The sequence below is a fragment of the Terrabacter sp. C0L_2 genome (genome assembly GCF_036352015.1).
Classification (GTDB): Bacteria; Actinomycetota; Actinomycetes; order Actinomycetales; family Dermatophilaceae; genus Terrabacter; species Terrabacter tumescens.
Map to the genome: position 1 here is coordinate 2,223,702 of NZ_CP143557.1, position 21,509 is coordinate 2,245,210.

General features: G+C 73.0%; 20 protein-coding genes. 16 read left to right on the forward strand and 4 right to left on the reverse strand.

Features of this window, described 5'->3' with window-relative positions; all coding sequences use genetic code 11:
- Positions 1-116 precede the first annotated feature (116 nt).
- Together U5C87_RS10285 and U5C87_RS10290 are read left to right on the forward strand one after the other, a co-directional pair.
- A complete protein-coding gene (locus tag U5C87_RS10285; protein ID WP_330476475.1) occupies positions 117-1,529 on the forward strand; it encodes a PhoH family protein in 1,413 nt (470 codons plus the stop codon).
- A 289-nt stretch (positions 1,530-1,818) separates the two neighbouring features.
- Positions 1,819-2,889 (forward strand): lytic transglycosylase domain-containing protein, encoded by a 1,071-nt coding sequence (locus tag U5C87_RS10290; RefSeq protein WP_330476476.1) that lies wholly within the window; start codon positions 1,819-1,821, stop codon positions 2,887-2,889.
- 93 nt (positions 2,890-2,982) lie between these two features.
- Here the strand turns inward: U5C87_RS10290 and coaA are convergent, their stop codons facing one another.
- Entirely contained in the window at positions 2,983-3,993 is a 1,011-nt protein-coding gene (gene coaA / locus U5C87_RS10295; protein ID WP_330476477.1) for a type I pantothenate kinase, read from the reverse strand.
- Positions 3,994-4,056: 63 nt separating this feature from the next.
- Here coaA and glmS point away from each other — a divergent pair, with 63 nt between their 5' ends.
- The 9 genes from glmS (at position 4,057) to tsaD (ending at position 13,192) form a co-directional block, all read left to right on the forward strand.
- Positions 4,057-5,916, forward strand: coding sequence for a glutamine--fructose-6-phosphate transaminase (isomerizing) (gene glmS, locus U5C87_RS10300; protein WP_330476478.1), 1,860 nt, complete (start codon positions 4,057-4,059; stop codon positions 5,914-5,916).
- 1 nt (position 5,917) lies between these two features.
- On the forward strand, positions 5,918-6,268 hold the full coding sequence (locus U5C87_RS10305; protein WP_030196644.1) for a holo-ACP synthase: 351 nt from the start codon (positions 5,918-5,920) through the stop codon (positions 6,266-6,268).
- Entirely contained in the window at positions 6,268-7,803 is a 1,536-nt protein-coding gene (locus U5C87_RS10310; RefSeq protein WP_330476479.1) for a bifunctional ADP-dependent NAD(P)H-hydrate dehydratase/NAD(P)H-hydrate epimerase, read from the forward strand. Before U5C87_RS10305 ends, U5C87_RS10310 begins: the two co-directional genes overlap by 1 nt.
- Before the next feature lie 73 nt (positions 7,804-7,876).
- Positions 7,877-9,100, forward strand: a complete 1,224-nt coding sequence (alr, locus tag U5C87_RS10315; protein WP_330476480.1) for an alanine racemase — start codon at positions 7,877-7,879, stop codon at positions 9,098-9,100.
- On the forward strand, positions 9,097-10,347 hold the full coding sequence (locus tag U5C87_RS10320) for an alpha/beta fold hydrolase (protein ID WP_330476481.1): 1,251 nt from the start codon (positions 9,097-9,099) through the stop codon (positions 10,345-10,347). Before alr ends, U5C87_RS10320 begins: the two co-directional genes overlap by 4 nt.
- Positions 10,348-10,352: 5 nt before the next feature.
- A complete protein-coding gene (gene tsaE, locus U5C87_RS10325; protein WP_330476482.1) occupies positions 10,353-10,817 on the forward strand; it encodes a tRNA (adenosine(37)-N6)-threonylcarbamoyltransferase complex ATPase subunit type 1 TsaE in 465 nt (154 codons plus the stop codon).
- Between the two features lie 124 nt (positions 10,818-10,941).
- The gene (gene tsaB, locus U5C87_RS10330; protein ID WP_330476483.1) at positions 10,942-11,655 is read left to right on the forward strand and encodes a tRNA (adenosine(37)-N6)-threonylcarbamoyltransferase complex dimerization subunit type 1 TsaB; all 714 of its coding nucleotides are present in this window, start codon (positions 10,942-10,944) and stop codon (positions 11,653-11,655) included.
- Positions 11,652-12,149 (forward strand): ribosomal protein S18-alanine N-acetyltransferase, encoded by a 498-nt coding sequence (gene rimI, locus U5C87_RS10335; RefSeq protein ID WP_330476484.1) that lies wholly within the window; start codon positions 11,652-11,654, stop codon positions 12,147-12,149. Before tsaB ends, rimI begins: the two co-directional genes overlap by 4 nt.
- Positions 12,146-13,192 (forward strand): tRNA (adenosine(37)-N6)-threonylcarbamoyltransferase complex transferase subunit TsaD, encoded by a 1,047-nt coding sequence (gene tsaD, locus U5C87_RS10340; protein WP_330476485.1) that lies wholly within the window; start codon positions 12,146-12,148, stop codon positions 13,190-13,192. The genes rimI and tsaD overlap by 4 nt, the downstream gene beginning before the upstream one ends.
- Positions 13,193-13,504: 312 nt before the next feature.
- Here the strand turns inward: tsaD and U5C87_RS10345 are convergent, their stop codons facing one another.
- A complete protein-coding gene (locus tag U5C87_RS10345; protein ID WP_330476486.1) occupies positions 13,505-14,809 on the reverse strand; it encodes a glycoside hydrolase family 3 N-terminal domain-containing protein in 1,305 nt (434 codons plus the stop codon).
- 85 nt (positions 14,810-14,894) lie between these two features.
- Between U5C87_RS10345 and U5C87_RS10350 the strand changes: the two genes are divergently transcribed.
- The 3 genes from U5C87_RS10350 (at position 14,895) to U5C87_RS10360 (ending at position 17,306) form a co-directional block, all read left to right on the forward strand.
- On the forward strand, positions 14,895-15,884 hold the full coding sequence (locus U5C87_RS10350) for a nucleoside hydrolase (protein ID WP_330476487.1): 990 nt from the start codon (positions 14,895-14,897) through the stop codon (positions 15,882-15,884).
- Positions 15,884-16,717, forward strand: a complete 834-nt coding sequence (locus U5C87_RS10355; RefSeq protein WP_330476488.1) for a PfkB family carbohydrate kinase — start codon at positions 15,884-15,886, stop codon at positions 16,715-16,717. The genes U5C87_RS10350 and U5C87_RS10355 overlap by 1 nt, the downstream gene beginning before the upstream one ends.
- A gap of 91 nt (positions 16,718-16,808) precedes the next feature.
- Entirely contained in the window at positions 16,809-17,306 is a 498-nt protein-coding gene (locus U5C87_RS10360) for an SRPBCC family protein (protein WP_330476489.1), read from the forward strand.
- Between the two features lie 204 nt (positions 17,307-17,510).
- Here the strand turns inward: U5C87_RS10360 and U5C87_RS10365 are convergent, their stop codons facing one another.
- Positions 17,511-18,752, reverse strand: coding sequence for a class I SAM-dependent methyltransferase (locus U5C87_RS10365; RefSeq protein WP_330476490.1), 1,242 nt, complete (start codon positions 18,750-18,752; stop codon positions 17,511-17,513).
- 205 nt (positions 18,753-18,957) lie between these two features.
- Here U5C87_RS10365 and groES point away from each other — a divergent pair, with 205 nt between their 5' ends.
- Both groES and groL read left to right on the forward strand, forming a co-directional pair.
- A complete protein-coding gene (groES, locus tag U5C87_RS10370) occupies positions 18,958-19,254 on the forward strand; it encodes a co-chaperone GroES (protein ID WP_030196684.1) in 297 nt (98 codons plus the stop codon).
- Positions 19,255-19,401: 147 nt separating this feature from the next.
- On the forward strand, positions 19,402-21,015 hold the full coding sequence (gene groL, locus U5C87_RS10375) for a chaperonin GroEL (protein ID WP_330476491.1): 1,614 nt from the start codon (positions 19,402-19,404) through the stop codon (positions 21,013-21,015).
- 190 nt (positions 21,016-21,205) lie between these two features.
- On the opposite strand, the gene U5C87_RS10380 is transcribed toward groL, so the two are convergent.
- Positions 21,206-21,493: a WhiB family transcriptional regulator gene (locus tag U5C87_RS10380; protein WP_030196692.1), complete on the reverse strand. Its 288-nt coding sequence runs from the start codon at positions 21,491-21,493 to the stop codon at positions 21,206-21,208.
- Positions 21,494-21,509: the final 16 nt, after the last annotated feature.

Genomic DNA, 21,509 nt, shown 5'->3' on the forward strand with positions numbered 1-21,509 from the left:
CCACCCATGGAGCGATCGCTCAGGACGGAGGGCCGGGCACGACGCCACCCTCTGGTGGCCGCCCGGCATCTCGGGAGCGATGAGGCGCGCTGAGCGCGTCGCGTAGGGAGTGGCACATGGCACGTACGACCCGTCAGGTCACGTCGGACCCCGCCAGCACGACCGCCAGCACCACCAAGTCGGCCGCGGCCTCCACACGCGCCACCACACGCACGACGGCTCGTCAGCGCGAGCCCGAGCACAAGACGTACGTCCTCGACACGTCGGTGCTGCTGTCCGACCCGCGGGCCATGCTGCGGTTCGCCGAGCACGAGGTCGTCCTGCCGGTCGTCGTCGTCACCGAGCTCGAGGGCAAGCGTCACCACCCGGAGCTCGGCTACTTCGCCCGCCAGGCCCTGCGACTGCTCGACGACCTGCGCGTCAGCGAGGGACGGCTCGACAAGCCCGTGGCCGTCGGCACCGACGGCGGCACCCTGCGCGTCGAGCTCAACCACACCGACCCGTCCTCGCTGCCGGCCGGGTTCCGGCTCGGCGACAACGACACCCGGATCCTCGCCGTGGCCCGCAACCTCGCCAACGAGGGCGCCGACGTGACGATCGTCAGCAAGGACCTCCCGATGCGCGTCAAGGCCTCGGCGTGCGGTCTCGAGGCGGAGGAGTACCGCCACGAGCAGGGCATCGACTCCGGCTGGACCGGGATGCAGGAGCTCGAGGTCAGCAGCGAGGAGCTCGACCAGCTCTACGACCGCGGACGCATCGAGCACGCCGGCGCAGCCGAGCTGCCGTGCCACACCGGTCTCGTCCTGCTCTCGCCGCGGGGAAGCGGTCTGGGGCGGGTCGGGGCCGACAAGCAGATCCGGCTCGTCCGCGGCGACCGCGACGCGTTCGGCCTGCACGGTCGCAGCGCCGAGCAGCGCATCGCCCTCGACCTGCTGCTCGACCCCGACGTCGGCATCCTCAGCCTCGGTGGCCGGGCCGGCACGGGCAAGTCCGCGCTCGCCCTGTGCGCCGGCCTCGAATCGGTCATGGAGCGCCGGATCCAGCGCAAGGTGCTCGTCTTCCGGCCGCTCTTCGCCGTCGGCGGCCAGGAGCTCGGCTACCTGCCCGGCACCGAGGCGGAGAAGATGAACCCATGGGGCCAGGCGGTCTTCGACACCCTGAGCGCCCTCGTCTCGACCGAGGTCGTCGAGGAGATCATGGACCGCGGGCTGCTCGAGGTCCTTCCCCTGACGCACATCCGTGGCCGGTCCCTGCACGACGCGTTCGTCATCGTCGACGAGGCCCAGTCCCTCGAGCGCAACGTGCTCCTCACGGTGCTGAGCCGTATCGGGCAGAACAGCAAGGTCGTGCTCACCCACGACGTCGCGCAGCGTGACAACCTCCGCGTCGGCCGGCACGACGGCGTCGCGGCGGTCATCGAGAAGCTCAAGGGCCACCCGCTCTTCGCGCACGTGACGCTGACCCGGAGCGAGCGCAGCCCCATCGCGGCCCTGGTCACCGACATGCTCGAAGGAATCGATGTGACCTGAGTCACACAGCGCACCGGCGTCCCCGAGCACGGTTCTCGGGGACGCTGTGCGCTGGGCCACGTGCCCGGTCGTCCGAGACGCGTCTGGGCGGTGGACACCGATTTGCTCCTGATCCGATCGGCTGGCACCGTGTCAGGTTGAAAGGTCTCGGAACGATAACGCTCACCGTGGGGTGTGAGCGCGATCGGCCGGGACCGTGTTCTCACGTCGGGCGCAGCCGTCGACGGGCGGTCGCCCGTACACTCTGCGCCGGGCAGCCCCCGACCCCAGGAAGGCGTGACGTCTGTTCATGGCACGGTATGAAGGCCGGCACCGCAACGCTCCGGCCCCCTCGACCGCTCCGCGCCCGAACCCCGCCACCTCTCCGGCGCGGTCCGGCTCGGCCCGGCGCGAGGAGGTCCCCGCAGTCCCTCGCAGCCCCCGTCCGGCGACGCGTCCGCAGGCCCGTCCCGTCACCCCGGGCGCGCGGCGTGCGTTCGACCCGACCCGCGCCATACCGGTCGTCCCGTCGCCCGCCCACCGCGCCGAGCCCGCTGAGCTCGCTGAGTCCGCCAAGACCGCTGAGCCGGCGCCGCGCACCGACCGGACGCACACCGCCGACCGGACCCCTGGCGACCGGAACACCGCCTCCGCGCCGGCGCACGCCAGCCGCAGCAGCCGCCACGCCAAGCAGACCTCGCGCAAGCGGCACGTCGGTCGGCCGATCCTCGCCGGCGCCCTCGCCCTGGGCCTCGGCGCGTCGGGCTTCGCCTACGCCAAGGCCACGAACCTCATCGGCGCCGACGCGGCCGCGTTCGTCGTCGGCAGCGGTGTCGTCGCCCAGACCGACGAGCTGGCCCGCGCCTCGACGGTCGACACCACCTACCGCGCCGCCGCCTCCGTCTCGCGCAACGAGCGCCGCACCGCCATCGCCGCCACCGGCCTGCGCACGGCCAAGGAGCTCGAGGCGAAGAAGAAGCAGGAGGCCGCCAAGCAGGCCGAGCTGGCCCGCAAGGCCGCCGCCAAGGCAGCCCTCGCCAAGGAGCGCCAGCGCGCCATCGACAACGCCAAGGACGACCCCAAGTCGGCCGCCCGCGTCCTCATGGCCGACCACGGCTGGACGAGCGACGCGCAGTACAACTGCCTCGTCAACCTGTGGACCGGTGAGAGCGACTGGCGCTGGTTCGCCGAGAACTCCAGCTCGGGCGCCTACGGCATCCCGCAGTCCCTGCCGGCGAGCAAGATGTCGCAGTTCGGTGCCGACTACCGCACCAACCCGCTGACCCAGATCAAGTGGGGCCTCTGGTACATCGAGATGTCCTACGGCAACCCGTGCAACGCCTGGTCGACGTGGCAGGCGCGCTCGCCGCACTGGTACTGACCTGACCGAGTCGTATGCCGAGTGGCGCGTTCCCGGGGGAGCGCGCCACACGGCATACGTCGTCCCAGGCGTCCCCTGACCGCTCGCAGGGCGTCAGATCTTGCGCAGGCGCACCCGGCGCACCTCGTGGTTGTCGCCCTTGGACAGCACGAGGCTCGCGCGCGAGCGCGTCGGCAGGATGTTCTCGACGAGGTTCGGGCCGTTGATCTCGCGCCAGATCCGGTTGGCGGTCGCGACCGCCTCCTCGTCGGAGAGCACGGCGTAGCGGTGGAAGTACGAGTCCGGGTCGGAGAAGGCGGTCTCGCGCAGGCGCAGGAAGCGCTCGACGTACCACTTGCGCACGTCGTCGACCCATGCGTCGACGTAGACGGAGAAGTCGAAGAAGTCGCTGACAGCGAGCCCCGTGCCGCGCACGGGGTGCACCTGGGGCGCCTGCAGCACGTTGAGGCCCTCGACGATGAGCACGTCGGGCTGCCGCACGACGATGCGCTCGCCGGGGACGATGTCGTAGGTCAGGTGGGAGTAGACGGGGGCCGTGACCTCCTCGCGCCCCGACTTGATCTCGGCGACGAAGCGCAGCAACGCGCGCCGGTCGTAGGACTCGGGGAAGCCCTTGCGCTGCAACAGTCCCCGGCTCTCGAGCTCGGCGTTGGGGAAGAGGAAGCCGTCGGTCGTCACGAGCGCGACCCGCGGGGTGTCGGGCCAGCGCGCCAGCATCTCGCGCAGGATGCGGGCGGTCGTCGACTTGCCGACGGCCACCGACCCCGCCACGCCGATGACGAAGGGCGTCTTGGCGGGACGCTCGCCGAGGAAGTCGCTCGTCACCTGGTGCAGCTGCCGCGTGGCCCCGACGTAGAAGTTGAGCAGGCGCGACAGCGGGAGGTAGACCTCCTCGACCTCGGTGAGGTCGACCCGGTCGCCCAGCCCGCGCAGGCGCGCGAGGTCGGCGTCGTCGAGGTTGAGCGGGTGGTTCTCGCGCAACCGGGACCACGCGGCCCGGTCGAACTCGACGTAGGGCGACGGGATCACCGTGCCGTTGGTGGCACGGCTCCCGTCGGAGCCGTTCCCGTCGATCCCGCTGGATGGCTGCGACACGCTGGACATTCTTGCGGACACCACGGCCGAGGGTGGCGTCGGGCCCTCAGGGGTTCCCCTAGGCTGGTTCTCATGTGTGGAATCGTGGGGTACGTCGGGCGGACCGATGACGGGACGGCGCTCGACGTCGTCATGGAGGGTCTGGCGCGCCTCGAGTACCGCGGCTACGACTCGGCCGGGGTGGCCCTGCTCGACGGGGACCACGTCGAGACCCGCAAGAAGTCGGGCAAGCTGGCCAACCTCGTCGCCGAGCTCGAGTCCGACCCGCTGCCGTCGTCCACGACCGGCATCGGCCACACCCGCTGGGCCACGCACGGCGGCCCGACCGACCAGAACGCCCACCCGCACCGCGGCGGCAAGGACGGCAAGCTCGCCCTCATCCACAACGGGATCATCGAGAACTTCCACGCCCTGAAGCAGGGCCTGCTCGCCGACGGCGTCGAGTTCACGAGCGAGACCGACACCGAGGTCGTCGCCCACCTCGTCGCCGCGGCCTACGACCGCGAGCACGACCTGACGGCCGCCATGCGCGTCGTCGTCGCCGACCTCGAGGGCGCCTTCACGCTCCTCGCGATCCACGCCGACCAGCCCGGTGTCGTCGTCGGCGCCCGCCGCAACAGCCCCCTCGTCGTCGGCCTCGGCGACGACGCCAACTACCTCGGCTCCGACGTCGCGGCCTTCATCGGCCACACCCGCCACGCGCTCGAGCTCGCCCAGGACCAGATCGTCACGATCACGCCCGACGGCGCCTCCGTCATCAACTTCGACGGCACGCCCGCCGAGGGCAAGGCCTACGAGGTCACCTGGGACGCCGCGGCCGCCGAGAAGGGCGGCTACGCGACGTTCATGGAGAAGGAGATCCACGACCAGCCGCACGCCGTGGCCGACACGCTCCTCGGGCGCACCGACGCCGAGGGCCGGCTCGTCCTCGACGAGATGAGCATCTCCGAGGAGCAGCTCAAGGCCGTCGACCGCATCACCATCGTCGCCTGCGGCACGGCCGCGTATGCTGGCATGGTCGCGAAGTACGCCATCGAGCACTGGACGCGCATCCCCGTCGAGGTCGCCCTCGCGCACGAGTTCCGCTACTGCGACCCGATCGTCAACGAGCGCACGCTCGTCGTCTCGATCAGCCAGTCCGGCGAGACGATGGACACCCTGATGGCCGTCAAGCACGCCCGCGAGCTCGGCGCCATCACCGTGTCGGTGTGCAACACGCACGGCTCGACGATCCCGCGCGAGTCCGACGCCGTGCTCTACACGCACGCCGGCCCCGAGATCGCCGTCGCCTCGACCAAGGCGTTCCTCGCCCAGATCACCGCCTGCTACGTGCTCGGGCTCTACCTCGCGCAGCTGCGCGGCGGCTCCTACGCCGACGACGCCCAGTCGGTCATGAAGGAGCTGGGCGGCGTCCCGGCCAAGATCGAGACGCTCCTCGGCCAGATGGGCCGGGTCAAGGAGATCGCGAAGTTCATGGCCGACACCCGCTCGGTCCTCTTCCTCGGCCGCCACGTCGGCTACCCGATCGCCATGGAGGGCGCGCTCAAGCTCAAGGAGCTCGCCTACATCCACGCCGAGGGCTTCGCCGCCGGCGAGCTCAAGCACGGCCCGATCGCGCTCATCGAGCCGGGCCAGCCGGTCTTCGTCGTCGTGCCGTCGCCGACGAGCGAGCACGGCCTGCACGGCAAGGTCGTCAGCAACATCCAGGAGATCCGCGCCCGCGGCGCCCGCACCCTCGTCATCGCCGAGGAGGGCGACGAGGCCGTCGTGCCGTTCGCCGACGAGGTCATCCGGGTGCCCGCGACCTCTCCGCTGCTCGCGCCGCTGCTCACGGTCGTGCCGCTGCAGGTGTTCGCCCTGTGGCTCTCGACGGCCAAGGGCCTCGACGTCGACCAGCCGCGCAACCTCGCCAAGTCGGTCACGGTCGAGTGACGTGATCGTCGGGGTCGGGATCGACGTCGTGGACATCGAGCGTTTCGAGGCGACCCTCGAGCGCACCCCGGCGCTGCGCGAGCGTCTCTTCACCGCCGACGAGCGCCACCTCGGCATCGCCTCCCTCGCGGCGCGGTTCGCCGCCAAGGAGGCGCTCGCCAAGTCGCTCGGCGCCCCGGTCGGGCTGCACTGGACCGACGCCCAGGTCGTGACCAACGACGACGGGCGTCCCTCGCTCGAGATCGGCGGCACGGTGCTGGCCCGGGCCAACGACCTCGGCGTCGACTCCTTCCACCTGTCCCTGTCGCACGACGCGGGTGTCGCGTCGGCCGTCGTCATTGCTGAGGGCTGATGATCCGCGCACACTCCGTCGAGTCCGTCCGGGCCGCCGAGGCGGCCGCCATGGCGCAGCTGCCCGAGGGCGAGCTCATGTCGCGCGCCGCGCTCGGCCTCGCCGAGGTGGCCGCCGCGCGCCTCGCCGACACCGACGGCACCGCCGTCGTCGGGCTCATCGGTGCCGGTGACAACGGCGGTGACACGTTGTATGCCGTCGCCCACCTCGCCGAGGCCGGTTTCGCCGGCGCCGTGGTGCTGGTCCCCGCGTCTGGTCGGGAGGGCGTGCACGCCGCCGGGCTGGCCGCCGCCGAGGCCGCCGGGGTCATGGTCCACGAGGCCGCCGGCGCCGCTGCTGCCGCCGCGGAGGTCGTGGCGGAGGCCGACGTCGTGCTCGACGGCATCGTCGGCATCGGGGGTCGTCCCGGGCTGCGTCCGGACGCCGCGCGACTCGTCGACTCCGTCGACGACGACGCGTGGGTCATCGCGGTCGACCTCGCCAGCGGGCTCGACCCGGCAGGCGAGGAGGGCGAGGACGACGCCGTCTGGGCCGACGAGACCGTCACCTTCGGCACGCCGAAGCCCGTGCACCTGCTTCCGGCGGGCGAGGCCGCCACCGGCCGCCTGACCGTCGTCGACATCGGCATCGACGTGGACGACGTGCCCGCAGCTGTCGAGCGCCTGACGTGGGACGACGTCGCCGGCCTCTGGCCGGTGCCCGGCAGCGGCGACGACAAGTACTCCCGCGGCGTGCTCGGCGTCGTCGCGGGCAGCGAGGCCTACCCCGGCGCAGCCGTGCTCACCACCACCTCCGCCGCCGAGGCCGGGGTCGGGATGCTCCGCTACGTCGGCACGCCGACACCGGTCGGGCTCGTGCACCAGGCCGTCCCCGAGGCGGTCGTCGGTGACGGCCGCGTCCAGGCCTGGGTCGTCGGGCCCGGTCTCGACACCGACGCTGACGACTCCGAGGCCCGCACCCAGCTCGACGCGGCGCGCTCGGCCCTGGCGAGCGACCTGCCCGTCGTCGTCGACGCCGGGGGACTGGCGCTCGTCGAGGGTCGGCGCGAGGCGCCGACCGTCCTGACTCCACACGCCGGTGAGCTGGCGCGCCTTCTGACCCGCCTCGAGGACGGCGCCACCGACCGCGACACCGACCACGACGCCGCGGGCTCGGGAGCCGAGGTGGGCGTCGACGACGTCAAGGCCGACCCGCTCAGGCACGCCCGGCGCCTCGTCGCCCTGACCGGCGCCACGGTGCTGCTCAAGGGTGCGACGACCCTCGTCGTCACCGACGGCGAGCCCGTGCGCTCGCAGGCCGACGCCCCGCCGTGGCTCGCCACGGCAGGAGCCGGCGACGTGCTTTCCGGTGTCATCGGCGCCCTGCTCGCGGCCGGCCTGACGCCCCACGACGCCGCGTCCCTCGGAGCCATGGTCCACGGCGTCACCGCCGACCGGGTGTCCGGCGGCGGCCCGCTGCGGGCACTCGCGGTGGCACACGGCATACGACCCACGGTGCGGGACCTGCTGGCCCGCGGACGGTCCGCTCCGAGCTGACCCGGCCCGCCGGCGAAGCCCCGTCGCCACGCCCCGTTCCCGGACAGCCCTGACGAACTGCGAGACTGCACGCATGAGCGAGATCGACGCCTCTGACGCCGACCGGACCGTGACGGACCCCGCCCGTGACGCTGCCCCGGGCAGCGCTCCGCTGCAGACACACGGCCTGACCGTGTGGGCCGAGATCGACCTCGCCGCGCTCGAGTCCAACGTGCGCACCCTGCGCGCACTCGCCCCGTCGTCGGAGTTCATGGCCGTGGTCAAGGCCGACGCCTACGGCCACGGGCTGCTGCCCGTCGCGCGCGCAGCCGTGCGTGGCGGAGCCACCTGGCTCGGGGTCGCCCAGTTCGCCGAGGCCTTCGCGCTGCGCGACGCGGGCCTGACGACACGGCTGCTGACCTGGCTCAGCGTGCCCGGAGCGGACTTCGCCGGCGCCGTCGAGCGCGACATCGACCTCTCCGCGTCGGCACCCTGGGTGCTCGACGAGATCGCAGCGGCCGCCTCCGCGCTGGGGCGCACCGCGCGGGTGCACCTCAAGGCCGACACGGGTCTGGGCCGCGGCGGTGCCTACGGTGCCGACTGGACCACTCTCGTGGCACACGCCCGCCGGCTCGAGGAGGACGGCTCGATCACCGTCGTGGGCCTCTGGACCCATTTCGCGCACGCCGACTCTCCCGAGCACCCCACCGTGCTGGCCCAGCAGGAGCGCTTCTTCGAGGCCGTCGCCGAGGCCGAGCAGGCCGGCATCCGCCCGGAGGTGCGCCACCTCGCCAACTCCGCCGCCACCCTCGTGCACCCGTCGGCGCACGCCGACCTCGTGCGCCCCGGCATCGCGATGTACGGCCTGACGCCGGTGCCGCAGGTCGACGACGACTTCGGCCTGCGCCCTGTCATGACGCTCCGGGCGCGCCTCGCCCTCGTCAAGTCGCTCCCGGCCGGTCAGGGCATCAGCTACGGCCACGCCTACGTTCCCGACGTCGACACCGTCGTCGGACTCGTGCCGGCCGGCTACGCCGACGGCGTGCCGCGCAACGCGACCAACGTCGGGCCGCTGCTCGTCGACGGGCGCCGCACCACGATCGCCGGACGGGTCTGCATGGACCAGTTCGTCGTCGACCTCGGCCCGGGCTCGCAGGCCCGGGCGGGCGATGTCGTCACGCTCTTCGGTGGTGCGCCCGGCGAGCCCACCGCGCAGGACTGGGCCGACGCGACCGACACCATCAGCTACGAGATCGTCACCAGGCTGGGCGCTCGCGTGCCCCGGCTCTACGTCGGCACTCCGGGGGAGGACGCATGAGCCCGCGTCGCAACCCGGTCATCGGCGTCGCCGCCGCCACCCTCGGCGTGGCCGCCGGTGTCGCCGCGGGCATCGCCGCGGACCGGGCCGGCAAGCACCGCGCCGCGATGGAGGCCCTGGAGACCCCCGAGCTGCTCGACATCACGCCCGACGAGGAGCGCGTGGTCGTCACCGACGACGGCGTCCTGCTCCACGTCGAGATCGACCTGCCCACCGGTCCGGCCGCCCGGGAGGCCGCCGAGGGCACGACACGGCACGACCGGCCCGAGGAGCTGCCGACGGTCGTGCTGACCCACGGCTACTGCCTCAGCCTGCGCTGCTGGGTCTACCAGCGGCGGGCCCTCAAGGAGGCCGGCTACCGCGTCGTCAGCTGGGACCAGCGCGGACACGGCCGCTCGGGCCGGGGCGAGAAGGACAGCTACACGATCGACCGCCTCGGGCAGGACCTGCACACCGTCATCGACCAGGTCGTGCCGGAGGGCGACATCGTGCTCGTCGGCCACTCGATGGGCGGCATGACGATGCTGGCCCTCGGCGAGCAGCAGCCGCGCTTCGTCGTCGAGCGCGTCGTCGGGGCGGGCTTCGTCGCCACGAGCCCCGGCGGCATCATGCTCGCCAACGGCGGCCGCGTCGCCACCCTCGGCCGGCTCATGCTCGAGCGGCTCGGACCCGGGGTGCTCGGGCCCCTCAGCAACCGGCCGGACCTGTTCACCCGGATCCGCCGGGTCGGGCGCGACATCGAGCACTTCATGGTCGAGCAGAACTCGTTCGCCTCGCCGGTGCCGCGCTCCGTCGTGCGCTACACCGCCGACATCCTGCTCAGCACGCCGCTCGACGTCGTCAACGACTACCTCCAGACGTTCGACGGCTTCGACAAGCGGCCCGCGCTGCTCGAGTTCCGGCACGCCGTCGTCCTCGTCTTCAACGGCCGTGACGACATCCTCACGCCGCCGTCGCACAGCGAGCTCATCGTCGAGGGCATCCCCGGCGCCGAGCACATCGTCGTCAACGACGCCGGGCACGTCATCATGCTCGAGCACCCCGACCTGCTCAACGCCCACCTCGTGCAGCTCGTCGACCAGTCGGCGCGCGCCCGGGCCGAGCAGATCGAGGTCGACAAGCAGCCGCGCGTGCGCCGCATCGTCACCGACGTCGCCAAGAACCGCCGTCAGCGTCGCCTCGAGACGGAGGCTGCCGAGCTCGCCCGCGCGCGCCGCGGCAAGCGCAGCCGGCCCAAGGGGGCGTGACCCGCGTGGAGCGGCAGCTGCGGTGGGCGACCACCGAGGACACCCAGGACTTCGGCCGTCGGCTCGGCGCCCTGCTCCGCGGCGGCGACGTGCTCGTGCTCACCGGCGACCTCGGTGCCGGCAAGACGACGCTGACGCAGGGCATCGCCGAGGGGCTCGGGGTGCGCGGCCCGATCACCTCGCCGACGTTCGTCATCGCGCGGGTGCACCCGTCGCTCGTCGGCGGACCGGCGCTCGTCCACGTCGACGCCTACCGCCTCGGCAGCGCGATCGAGCTCGACGACCTCGACCTCGACGCCGACCTCGAAGCCAGCGTGACCATCGTCGAGTGGGGCGCCGGCCTCGCCGAGCAGCTGAGCGACGAGCGCCTCGAGCTGACGATCACCGGCGAGGACGTCCGCACGGCGCACCTCGTCGGGGTCGGGGAGCGCTGGGACGACGTCCTCGACGCCGTCGCGCCAGTGAGCTGACGCCACCCGGCACGCCCGGCCGTGCACCTCGCCACGTGCCGACGCCGCCTCGGCTCGTGACGGGGCACGCGGCATACGACCTCGGGTTCGGGGACCCCGCTCGTGCTCGGATAGCCTGACCGTCGTGCTCCTGCTCGCGATCGACACCTCCACGACCGCCATCACCGTCGGCCTGCACGACGGTGCCTCGGTCGTCGCGGAGGCCACCACCCTCGACGCCCGCGCGCACGCCGAGCACCTCGCGCCCAACATCCGCGCGGCCCTGGCCTCGGCCGGAGCCGAGCCGGGCGACGTTACCGACGTCGTCGTCGGCATCGGTCCCGGGCCCTTCACCGGGCTGCGCGTCGGCATCGTCACCGGCCGCACGTTCGCCTTCGCGCTCGGCCTGCCGGTGCGCGGCCTGACGAGCCTCGACGCCCTCGCCCACGAGGCCTGGCTGGAGGGACGCCGCGGCGACCTGCTCGTCGCCACCGACGCCCGCCGCAAGGAGGTGTATGCCGCGACCTACAGCCTCGGGGACGAGCGCGCCTGCCGCGTCGGCGAGCCCGTCGTGTCGCGTGCCGCCGACCTGCCTGACCAGGTGCGCGGGCTGCCCACGGCCGGGCGCGGTCCGACGCTCTACGCCGACGCACTGCCCGACGCGGTCGGCCCGCTCGACGTCAGCGGGGGAGTCCTCGCCGACCTCGCGGCGCGTCGGCTGAGGGATTCGCCCGCCGGCCCTGCGAACGAGCTGCAGCTGGTCGATCCCGGCCACGGCTTCGACGGGCTCGAGCCGCTCTACCTCCGACGGCCGGATGCGGCGCCCGCCCCGCCGTCGAAGAAGTCGACGCTCGGATGACCGTGGCACAGCCAGAGGCCGCCGCTCCCGGAGAGGTCGTGCTGCGCGACCTCGAGTGGACCGACCTCGCGCACCTCGCCGAGCTCGAGCAGCAGCTCTTCGCCGACGACGCGTGGTCCGAGGCGACGTGGTGGACCGAGCTCGCCGGACGACCCCGCCGCGACTACGTCGTCGCGACCACCCCCGACGGGACGATCGCCGGGTATGCCGGCCTCGACGTCGCCGGCGACGTGGCCGACGTCATGACCATCGCAACCGCCCCCGGGCACCAGGGACGCGGCACCGGTCGCGTGCTCCTCACCGAGCTCGTGCGCCGCGCCACCGCGCGGGGTGTCGAGGCGGTGCTCCTCGAGGTGCGGGCCGACAACGACGCCGCCCGGCGCCTCTACGACCGCGCCGGCTTCGAGGTCATCTCGGTCCGCCGGCGCTACTACCAACCCGGCGACGTGGACGCGCTCGTGATGCGCCTGCTCGTCACGAAGGGAGACGCATGAGCGACGAGCCCCTCGTCCTCGGCATCGAGACGTCCTGCGACGAGACCGGGGTCGGCATCGTCCGCGGGCAGACGCTCCTCGTCGACACGGTCGCGAGCAGCGTCGAGGAGCACGCGCGCTTCGGCGGCGTCGTGCCCGAGGTCGCGAGCCGCGCCCACCTCGAGGCGATGGTCCCGACCATCGAGCGCGCCTGCCGTGAGGCCGGCGTGCAGCTGCGCGACCTCGACGCCATCTCCGTGACGTCCGGCCCCGGTCTGGCCGGCGCGCTCCTCGTCGGGGTCGCCTCGGCCAAGGCGCTCGCGCTCGCCCTCGGCAAGCCGATCTACGGCGTCAACCACCTCGCCTCGCACGTCGCCGTCGACATCGTCGAGCACGGACCGCTGCCCGAGCCCACGATGGCGATGCTCGTCTCGGGCGGTCACTCCTCGCTCCTGCTCGTGCCCGACGTCACCAACGACGTGCGCTCGCTCGGCTCGACGATGGACGACGCCGCCGGCGAGGCCTTCGACAAGGTCGCGCGCGTCCTCGGGCTGCCGTTCCCCGGTGGGCCACACGTGGATCGCGCTGCGCGAGAAGGCAACCGGATCGCCATCGACTTCCCCCGTGGCCTCACGACCGGCCGCGACATGGAGCGCCACCGCTTCGACTTCTCCTTCTCCGGCCTCAAGACCGCCGTCGCCCGATGGGTCGAGACCCGTCAGCGCGCCGGCGAGACCGTGCCCGTCGCCGACGTCGCAGCGAGCTTCCAGGAGGCCGTCGTCGACGTGCTGACCCGCAAGGCCCTGCTCGCCTGCAAGGAGCACGACGTCGAGCACCTGCTCATCGGCGGCGGCGTCGCGGCCAACTCCCGCCTGCGCGCGCTCGCCCAGGAGCGGTGCGACAAGGCCGGCGTGACCCTCCGCGTGCCCCGGCCGGGCCTGTGCACCGACAACGGGGCCATGGTGGCTGCGCTCGGGGCGCAGATGGTGGCCAAGGGGCGCGAGCCGAGCGACCTCGGTCTTCCTACGGACTCGTCGATGCCGGTGACTCTGGTTCAGGCGTAGGTCGTTTTCAGGCCTGCGTGGCTGGGACGCCCTTCGGGCGACCGACCCTCCGCGCGGCGTGGAGCGTCAGCCGGCCGTTCCTGCCCACACTCACGTTCGTATGCCACGGGCCGGCTTCCGATGCCGCGCGGACGGCCGGTCACCCTCGTTCTCGACCCCGCGCGCGGCTCTCGTCCTGGCTGGGTGAGTCCTGGCCACGACGTGTGTGCAGGCCCCCGCGATCGTCGGTTGGCGCCTGGGGGTCGGGGGTGTTGGTTTGGGCTGGTGACTGTCAGGTGTCGGGTTGCTGGGTGCAACCCGGCCGGTGGTGGTTTAGCGGCAGTGGGCCAGGCCCATGCGTAGCTTGAGGTCGACGACTCGGGTGGCGGCGGTCTCGACCTGCTGGGCGAAGGCGGGGTCGGCCTTGGCCTTGGCGGTGATGGCGTCGTGCATGGCGGGGACGGCGCTCGGGCGGGCCGTCAGGGTGATGTCACCGCCGGCCTCGATGAAGCGGGTGGCGCGCTCGCCGACGGGCACGGCGGCCACGGCCTTGGCCGCGCCCACGTCGTCGGTGATGACGACGCCGTCGTAGGAGAGCCGGTCGCGGAGCAGGTCGGTGACGATGGGCTTCGAGAAGACCGCGTTGGTGCCCGGGTCGATGCGGCTGTAGATCGCCGAGCCCACCATGACGAGCTCCACCCCGTCCTGGATGCCGGTGCGGAACGGCTCGAGGTACGGGTCGTCGACGGTCGTCGTCCGGTCGGTGATGCCGCGCGCAGTGACGTCCGTGTTGCCGGTGATCCGGCCGATGCCGGGGAAGTGCTTGACCGTGGCGGCCACCCCGCCGGCGCGCATGCCGGCGAGGAAGGCGCCCACCATCCGGGAGACGCGCTCGGGGTCGCTCGAATACTGGCGGTCGTACTGGCCGATGGGTCCGTTGGCGCGACCGACCGAGGTCGGGACGGTGTCGGCGACCGGCGCGAGGTTGACGTTGATGCCCGCCGTGCGCAGCTGGTTGGCCCACCGCGTCGCGTCGGCGGTCAGCGCACCGGGCGAGCCCTGGTCCTGGACGCGGGCCGACGGCATACGGCTGAAGCCGTCGCCGCGCAGCTGCTGCACGGCCCCACCCTCCTGGTCGGCGGCGACGAGCAGCCCGAGGCCCGCGGTGTCCTCGGCCGACGCGAGGGAGGCCAGGTGCCGCGTCGTCCGGCGGACGCTGTCGGAGCCGCCGGTCCAGCCGCCGAGCAGGATGACACCACCGAGGTGGCGTCGCGCCACGAGTGCGTCGAGGCTGGTGCGGCTCGCGCCGTTGTCGAGCCCGACCATGAGCAGCTGGCCGGACCGCTCGCCGGCGTCCATGCGCGCGACGAGGTCCGGCGCGCACGAGGAGGGTGTCCTCGGCGCTTTCGTCGTGGTGGGCGAGCTCGGGGTCGAGGGGGTCCCGCTGCTCGTCGAGGTGCTCGCCCCGGTGGTGGGGACGGTGGAGGTGGCTGCCGGGGGAGGCGCCGTGGTCCCGGGGGCCGAGGGCCCGGCGGCCGGTGGGGCCGTCGAGCACGCGGCGAGTGCCGTCACGGCAGCCGCGAGCACCGTCCAGCTCGGCGTGGATGGGCGGCGGCGTCGGGTCGGGCTCTGGCGCATCGTTCGAGCCTATCCCCGACGGGTCCGAGCGCCCTGCGCCGTGGTGCGAGCCGGTGCGCGCCGGGCGAGCGGGTACGTTGCCGCTGTGACGACCCAACCCACTCCCGTCGTGCTCGACGTCGACACGGGTGTCGACGACGCGTGCGCACTGCTCCTCGCCGCCCTGCACCCTTCTCTCGACCTGCGTGCCGTCTCCTGCGTCGGTGGCAACGCGCCCGTCGACGACGTCGTGCGCAACACCCTCCTCGTCCTCGAGACGGCCGGCCGCACCGACGTGCCCGTCGCGCGCGGCGCCGAACGCCCCCTGCTCGAGACTCCCGTCGATGCCCGCCACGTGCACGGCGACGACGGCATGGCCGACCTCGGGTGGGGCGCGGCCACCACGGCGACCGTCGACCCCCGGCACGCGGTCGAGCTGCTCCGCGACGTGTGCCGCGACGCCGCCGAGGCGGACCGGCCGGTGACCCTCGTGCCGCTCGCACCGCTGACCAACATCGCGCTGCTGCTGCGCACCCATCCCGACGCGGCGCGCGGCATCTCGGAGATCGTCTTCATGGGCGGCGCCGCCAACGTGGGCAACGCGACGGCCTCGGCCGAGTTCAACGTCTTCCACGACCCGGAGGCCGCAGCCATCACGCTCGACGCCGCCGCCGACCTCGGGATCCCGGTCACGATGTACGGGCTCGACGTCTTCTACGAGCCGGTCGTCGACCGGGCCGCCGCGGCCGAGCTCGTGGCCGTGGGTGGTCGTGGGCCGGCGGAGCTCGGCGGTCGCCTCATGGACTTCCAGCGTGAGCGTCTCGGCGGCGAGCACGCCACGATCGGCGACGCCGGCGCGGTCTGCGCCGTCATCGACCGCGCCGCACTGCGCACCGAGACGCTGCCGCTGCGCATCGAGCTCGCCGGCTCCTGGTCGCGCGGCCGGACCATCGTCGACCGGCGCGACTGGAGCGGGGCCATCGCGCACGACCCGCACGGGGAGGCGCCGGTCCGTGTCGACGTCGCGCTCGGGGTGGACGGTGAGCGCTACTCCCGTCTCTGGCGCGACACCCTGCTCGGACGCGAGGAGCACTGATGGGTCGCGTGGCCGTGCTCGGCTCGCTCAACGTCGACGTCGTGACCCTCGTCGAGCGGCACCCCGTCCCGGGTGAGACCGTCCTGGGCCGGGCCGGCGGTCGCTACGCCGGGGGGAAGGGCGGCAACCAGGCCGCGGCCGCGGCCCGCGCCGGCGCGAGCCACGTGCAGATGCTTGCCCGGGTGGGGGACGACGAGGCGGGTGCCGCCTACATCGCGCGGCTCGGAGCGCTCGGCGTCGACCCGTCTGCGGTGTCGACGAGCCACAGCGCGCCGACCGGCGCGGCCCTCATCACCGTCGACGAGGCCGGCGAGAACTCGATCATCGTCGTCGCCGGCGCCAACGCGGAGGCGGACCCGTCGCTGACCCACGAGGCCGGTCGCCTCGGGCCCGGCGACGTCCTCCTCTGCTCGCTCGAGGTCGACCTCGTCACGGTCGCCGACGCGGCGCGCGCGGCCCGTGCGGCCGGTGCCCGCGTCGTCATCAACCTCGCCCCGTATGCCGCCCTGCCGCCCGACGTCATCGCGCTCGCCGACCCGGTCGTCGTCAACGAGTACGAGATGCGCCAGCTCGCGGACTCGGACCTGCTGCCCGGCTCGCTGCTCGTCACCTTCGGGGCAGCCGGGGCGCGGTGGGGGACCGACGGGGTCGACGGCATACAGGTGCCTGCAGGCGAGATCGGCGACACGGTCGGTGCGGGTGATGCCTTCTGCGGCGCTCTCGCGGCGGCGCTCGCCCGCGGCGCTGACCCGCAGCGAGCCCTCGAGGCCGCCAACGAGGCGGGCGCGGCCGCCGTGCGCTGGGTCGGGGCCCAGCCGGATGCCGCCTTGTGACCCTTGGGTGCGTACCTTGTGTGTTACGTAACCGTGGGGTTACCCTGAGCGGACGCACCCGGCACCCGCGGGTCGAGGACAGGAGCAGGGGATGGGCGAGCTGATGCAGGTGCTGGGCCGGATCGAGCGCGGCAGCGACGGTGACGAGACCGTGGCGGTGGTCTTCGACCGGCACTACGCCACGACGCCCGAGGACCTGTGGCAGGCGTGCACCGACCCCGACCGGCTGGCCCGCTGGTTCGCTCCCGTGTCGGGGGACCTGCGGCCCGGCGGTCGCTTCACCATCCACTTCGACGACGCCGACACCCCGCAGTGCCGCGTCCTCACCTGCGAGGCGCCGACGCGGCTGGTGTGGGAGTGGCCCGTCGGCGGGGTCGCGTCCGTCGTCACCGCCGAGGTGGCGGCCGACGGCGAGGGTGCGCGGCTCCTCCTGCGCCACGAGCGGCTGACGTCCACGCAGGTCGCCGGGTATGCCGCCGGCTGGGACACCTACGTCCGCCGCCTCGAGGCCGATGTTGCCGGCAATGCCCTGCCCGACTGGGGCGACACCTGGAGTGCCCTGCACGCGCTGTACGCCGCAGCCCGCTGAGCCTGCGCGGTACCTGGCCGGCCACTGGGCCCGAGGGCCGTGGCGTCCGTCGCCGGGAGCGGCATCGGCGGCGGGCAGCGTGCGCTGGAAGGTCACGTCGCCCGGTTACCGCCCGCCGACGCTCCACGCCGCGAGCGGCGGCGGCCGCGGCGGCCGCGGCGGTCACCGCGGTCACCGCGGTCACACGAGCGAGCAGTGACCGAGTCAGGCGGGGGTGACGACGAGGGCGACCTGGCTGCCGCCGATCCGGGTCAGCACGAGCGTCGCCTCGGAGCCGCCCTTGCCGCGACCGGTCATCTTCAGCTGGCGACGCAGCAGGTCGGCGTCGAGGGTGACGCCGCGCTTCTTGATCGTCACCCGGTCGTGGCCGTGGTCGCGCAGCCAGCGGGCGAGGCGCTTGGTCGACAGCGGCATGGCCTCGTCCACGCGGAAACGCCGCGCCCACGGCAGCTCCCGTGCCCGCGCGCTCGTGACGTAGCCGACCCCGGCCGCCAGCTCGGCGCCGTCGACGGCGGCGACGAGCGCGCCGGTCAGCCCGGCCCGGATGACGGCGCGGTCCGGCTCGTAGAGCCACTCGCCGAGCTCGGCGACCGACGTCAGTCCCGGCTGTCCGCTGCCGTCCTCGGCGTCGGCCTCGGTGACGACGGACGTCGAGGTCTCGGTGCACACGGCTGCGGTGCGGCCGACGGTCGTCACGAGCGGTCCCCACCACACGGCGCACTCGAGCACCTCGCCGTGCCACGAGGTCCACTGCGCCTCGGCGCCGCGGGGGACCGAGCCGTGCGGGAAGGCGGGGGAGAGCTTGGCGCCGGTCGCCGGGACCTGCTCGGCGAAGGCGAGCACCTGCGACCAGGACGGCGAGATCGCGTCGAGCGAGAAGACGCGCTTGGTTCGGCCGGTGATGTCGGCGACCCCCGTGACGCGGCGGGCCGGGTCGAGCCACAGGCCGAGGTGGCGACGGCCCTCACCCTGCGGCAGGCGTACGTCCTCGGCGAGCCCGTGCGTCACCCGGGCGGACGGCCAGTGGCGCAGGTTGACGGCGGCGACGCGGGCCGTCGTGTCGTCGGCGTCGACGGCGTGGACCGTGAGGTCGAGGCCGGCGAAGGCCATCGCGTCGGCGCCCAGCCCGCAGCCGAGGTCGTAGACGTCGCGGACGCCGGCCGCGGCATACCGGTGCGCGTGACGGGCGGCGATGGCGAGCCGGGTCGCCTGCTCGAGCCCGTCGGGGGTGAAGAGCATGCCGGCAGCGAAGTCCCCGAACTTCTCGGCCCCCCGCGCGCGCAGCCGCGACTGGGTCATGGCCGCGGCGACGAGGTCGGGCGCGAAGCCCGCCTCGCGCAGGCGTCCCTGCAGGTGCAGCGACTCCCCCTCGTCGTAGGGCGGCAGCGACTGGAGCAGCGCCCAGCCCTCACCTGCGGAGAGGCGATCGACCATGGCAGCGTCCATGGAAGCCATCCTCGCAGCCGCCGATTGTTGGCACTCGACTTGACCGAGTGCTAACGGCATACCTAGATTTCTTCTTGTTGGCACTCTCGACCTGAAAGTGCCAGCGCCCTCATCGAGGGAGGTCGACCCCCGCGACGGCGGCCAGCCTCGAAGAGCCCACAGTCCGTAGTCAGTTTCCGACTGTCCCGAAGGGAAGGTCACCACCGTGTCGGTTTCCATCAAGCCGCTCGAAGACCGCATCGTCGTCAAGTCCCTCGAGGCCGAGCAGACCACTGCGTCCGGCCTCGTCATCCCGGACACGGCCAAGGAGAAGCCGCAGGAGGGCGAGGTCCTCGCTGTCGGCCCCGGCCGCTTCAACGACACCGGCACCGAGCGCGTCCCGCTCGACGTCAAGGTCGGCGACAAGGTCATCTACAGCAAGTACGGCGGCACCGAGGTCAAGTACGGCGGCGAGGAGTACCTCATCCTCTCCGCGCGCGACGTCCTCGCCATCGTCGGCTGACGCTTTCCGTATGCCGTGAACGCACCCCGGTGAGCCCCGTCGGGGTCTCCCCGGGGTGCGTCCCGTTTCACCCGGCCCGCGCGGAACGAACGCGCGCGAGACCGGAACCACCCAGAACCACCAAGCACCCCGAGCCAAAGGAACACCATGGCCAAGCAGCTGGAGTTCGACGACTCCGCCCGCAAGTCGCTCGAGCGCGGCGTTGACGCGCTCGCCAACGCCGTCAAGGTGACGCTCGGCCCGAAGGGCCGCAACGTCGTCATCGACAAGAAGTGGGGCGCCCCCACGATCACGAACGACGGCGTGACCATCGCCCGCGAGATCGAGCTCGAGGACGCCTACGAGAACCTCGGCGCCCAGCTCGCCAAGGAGGTCGCGACCAAGACCAACGACGTCGCCGGTGACGGCACGACGACCGCGACCGTGCTCGCCCAGGCCATGGTCAAGGAAGGCCTGCGCAACGTCGCCGCCGGCGCCGCCCCGGCCGCGCTCAAGCGCGGCATGGACAAGGCCGTCACCGCGGTCAACGACCAGCTCCTCGCCAACGCCCGCGAGGTCGACGGCAAGGACGAGATCGCCTCCGTCGCCACCCTCTCCGCCCAGGACGCCACCCTGGGTGGCCTCATCGGCGAGGCGTTCGACAAGGTCGGCAAGGACGGCGTCATCACCGTCGAGGAGTCCTCGACGACGGCGACCGAGCTCGAGTTCACCGAGGGCATGCAGTTCGACAAGGGCTACCTCTCGGCCTACTTCGTCACCGACACCGAGCGCATGGAGACCGTCCTCGAGGACGCCTACATCCTCATCAACCAGGGCAAGATCTCCTCGGTCGCCGAGGTGCTCCCGGTCCTCGAGAAGGTCGTGCAGTCCGGCAAGCCGCTGCTCATCATCGCCGAGGACGTCGACGGCGAGGCCCTCTCGACGCTCGTCGTCAACAAGATCCGCGGCACGTTCAACGTCGCGGCCGTCAAGGCCCCCGGCTTCGGCGACCGCCGCAAGGCCATGCTCCAGGACATCGCCATCCTCACCGGTGGCCAGGTCATCGCGCCCGAGGTCGGGCTCAGCCTCGACCAGGCCGACCTGACCGTCCTCGGCCAGGCCCGCCGCGTCGTCCTCACCAAGGACAACACGACGATCATCGACGGCAACGGCGAGGAGGGCGAGGTCTCCGGCCGCGTCCACCAGATCAAGGCCGAGATCGAGCGCACCGACTCCGACTGGGACCGCGAGAAGCTCCAGGAGCGCCTCGCCAAGCTCGCCGGTGGCGTCTGCGTCATCAAGGTCGGCGCGCACACCGAGGTCGAGCTCAAGGAGAAGAAGCACCGCATCGAGGACGCGATCTCCGCGACGCGCGCCGCGATCGAGGAGGGCATCGTCGCCGGTGGCGGCACCGCCCTCATCCACGCCGCCTCCGCGATCGACACCCTCGAGCTCAGCGGTGACGAGGCCACGGGCGCTGCCATCGTGCGCAAGGCCGTCGCCGAGCCGCTGCGCTGGATCGCCGAGAACGCCGGTCTGCAGGGCTACGTCGTCACCTCCAAGGTGGCCGAGCTGCCCCTCGGCCAGGGCCTCAACGCGGCCACGGGCGAGTACGGCGACCTCATCGCCGCCGGCGTCATCGACCCGGTCAAGGTCACCCGTTCCGCGCTGCGCAACGCCGAGTCCATCGCGTCGATGATCCTCACGACCGACACGCTCGTCGTCGACAAGCCCGAGGACGAGCCGGAGGCCGGCGGCCACGGTCACGGCCACGGCCACTGACCGACGCCGCCACCCGGCATACGGCACGGCGTCCTGACGGGCGCCGCGTCGGCCACGGCAACAGCAGCAAGGGCCGCTCCCCGATGGGGAGCGGCCCTTGCTGCGCTCGGCCTCCGCGACCCCGTCGTGTCTCGCGGGTGGGCCGAGTGGCTCGTGCCGCCGGCGACGTGTGCCGGCGGACGTCAGGGGGTCAGGACGCCTGCTGGATGCCGTCGTAGAGAACCTCGCGCTCGGCCTCGGTCAGGCCGCCCCAGACGCCGTACGGCTCACGGACCTCGAGGGCATGGGAGCGGCACTGGGTCAGCACCGGGCAGGCGGCGCAGACGGCCTTGGCCTGCGCGTCACGGTTGCGGCGGCGAGGTCCACGCTCGCCCTCGGGGTGGAAGAAGACCTCGGGGCTGACGCCTCGGCAGGCCCCGTCCAGCTGCCAGTCCCACAGGTCGGCAACCGGTCCGGGCAGGCGGGTGATCTCGGCCATGAACTCGTCTCTCGGT

Bases quoted from the DNA above. Each gene is read 5' to 3' on its own strand.
- U5C87_RS10285 (WP_330476475.1), top strand. From the start codon at position 117: ATGGCACGTACGACCCGTCAGGTCACGTCGGACCCCGCCAGCACGACC.
- U5C87_RS10290 (WP_330476476.1), top strand. From the start codon at position 1,819: ATGGCACGGTATGAAGGCCGGCACCGCAACGCTCCGGCCCCCTCGACC.
- coaA (WP_330476477.1), bottom strand. From the start codon at position 3,993: ATGTCCAGCGTGTCGCAGCCATCCAGCGGGATCGACGGGAACGGCTCC.
- glmS (WP_330476478.1), top strand. From the start codon at position 4,057: ATGTGTGGAATCGTGGGGTACGTCGGGCGGACCGATGACGGGACGGCG.
- U5C87_RS10310 (WP_330476479.1), top strand. From the start codon at position 6,268: ATGATCCGCGCACACTCCGTCGAGTCCGTCCGGGCCGCCGAGGCGGCC.
- alr (WP_330476480.1), top strand. From the start codon at position 7,877: ATGAGCGAGATCGACGCCTCTGACGCCGACCGGACCGTGACGGACCCC.
- U5C87_RS10320 (WP_330476481.1), top strand. From the start codon at position 9,097: ATGAGCCCGCGTCGCAACCCGGTCATCGGCGTCGCCGCCGCCACCCTC.
- rimI (WP_330476484.1), top strand. From the start codon at position 11,652: ATGACCGTGGCACAGCCAGAGGCCGCCGCTCCCGGAGAGGTCGTGCTG.
- tsaD (WP_330476485.1), top strand. From the start codon at position 12,146: ATGAGCGACGAGCCCCTCGTCCTCGGCATCGAGACGTCCTGCGACGAG.
- U5C87_RS10345 (WP_330476486.1), bottom strand. From the start codon at position 14,809: ATGCGCCAGAGCCCGACCCGACGCCGCCGCCCATCCACGCCGAGCTGG.
- U5C87_RS10355 (WP_330476488.1), top strand. From the start codon at position 15,884: ATGGGTCGCGTGGCCGTGCTCGGCTCGCTCAACGTCGACGTCGTGACC.
- U5C87_RS10360 (WP_330476489.1), top strand. From the start codon at position 16,809: ATGGGCGAGCTGATGCAGGTGCTGGGCCGGATCGAGCGCGGCAGCGAC.
- U5C87_RS10365 (WP_330476490.1), bottom strand. From the start codon at position 18,752: ATGGACGCTGCCATGGTCGATCGCCTCTCCGCAGGTGAGGGCTGGGCG.
- groL (WP_330476491.1), top strand. From the start codon at position 19,402: ATGGCCAAGCAGCTGGAGTTCGACGACTCCGCCCGCAAGTCGCTCGAG.
- U5C87_RS10380 (WP_030196692.1), bottom strand. From the start codon at position 21,493: ATGGCCGAGATCACCCGCCTGCCCGGACCGGTTGCCGACCTGTGGGAC.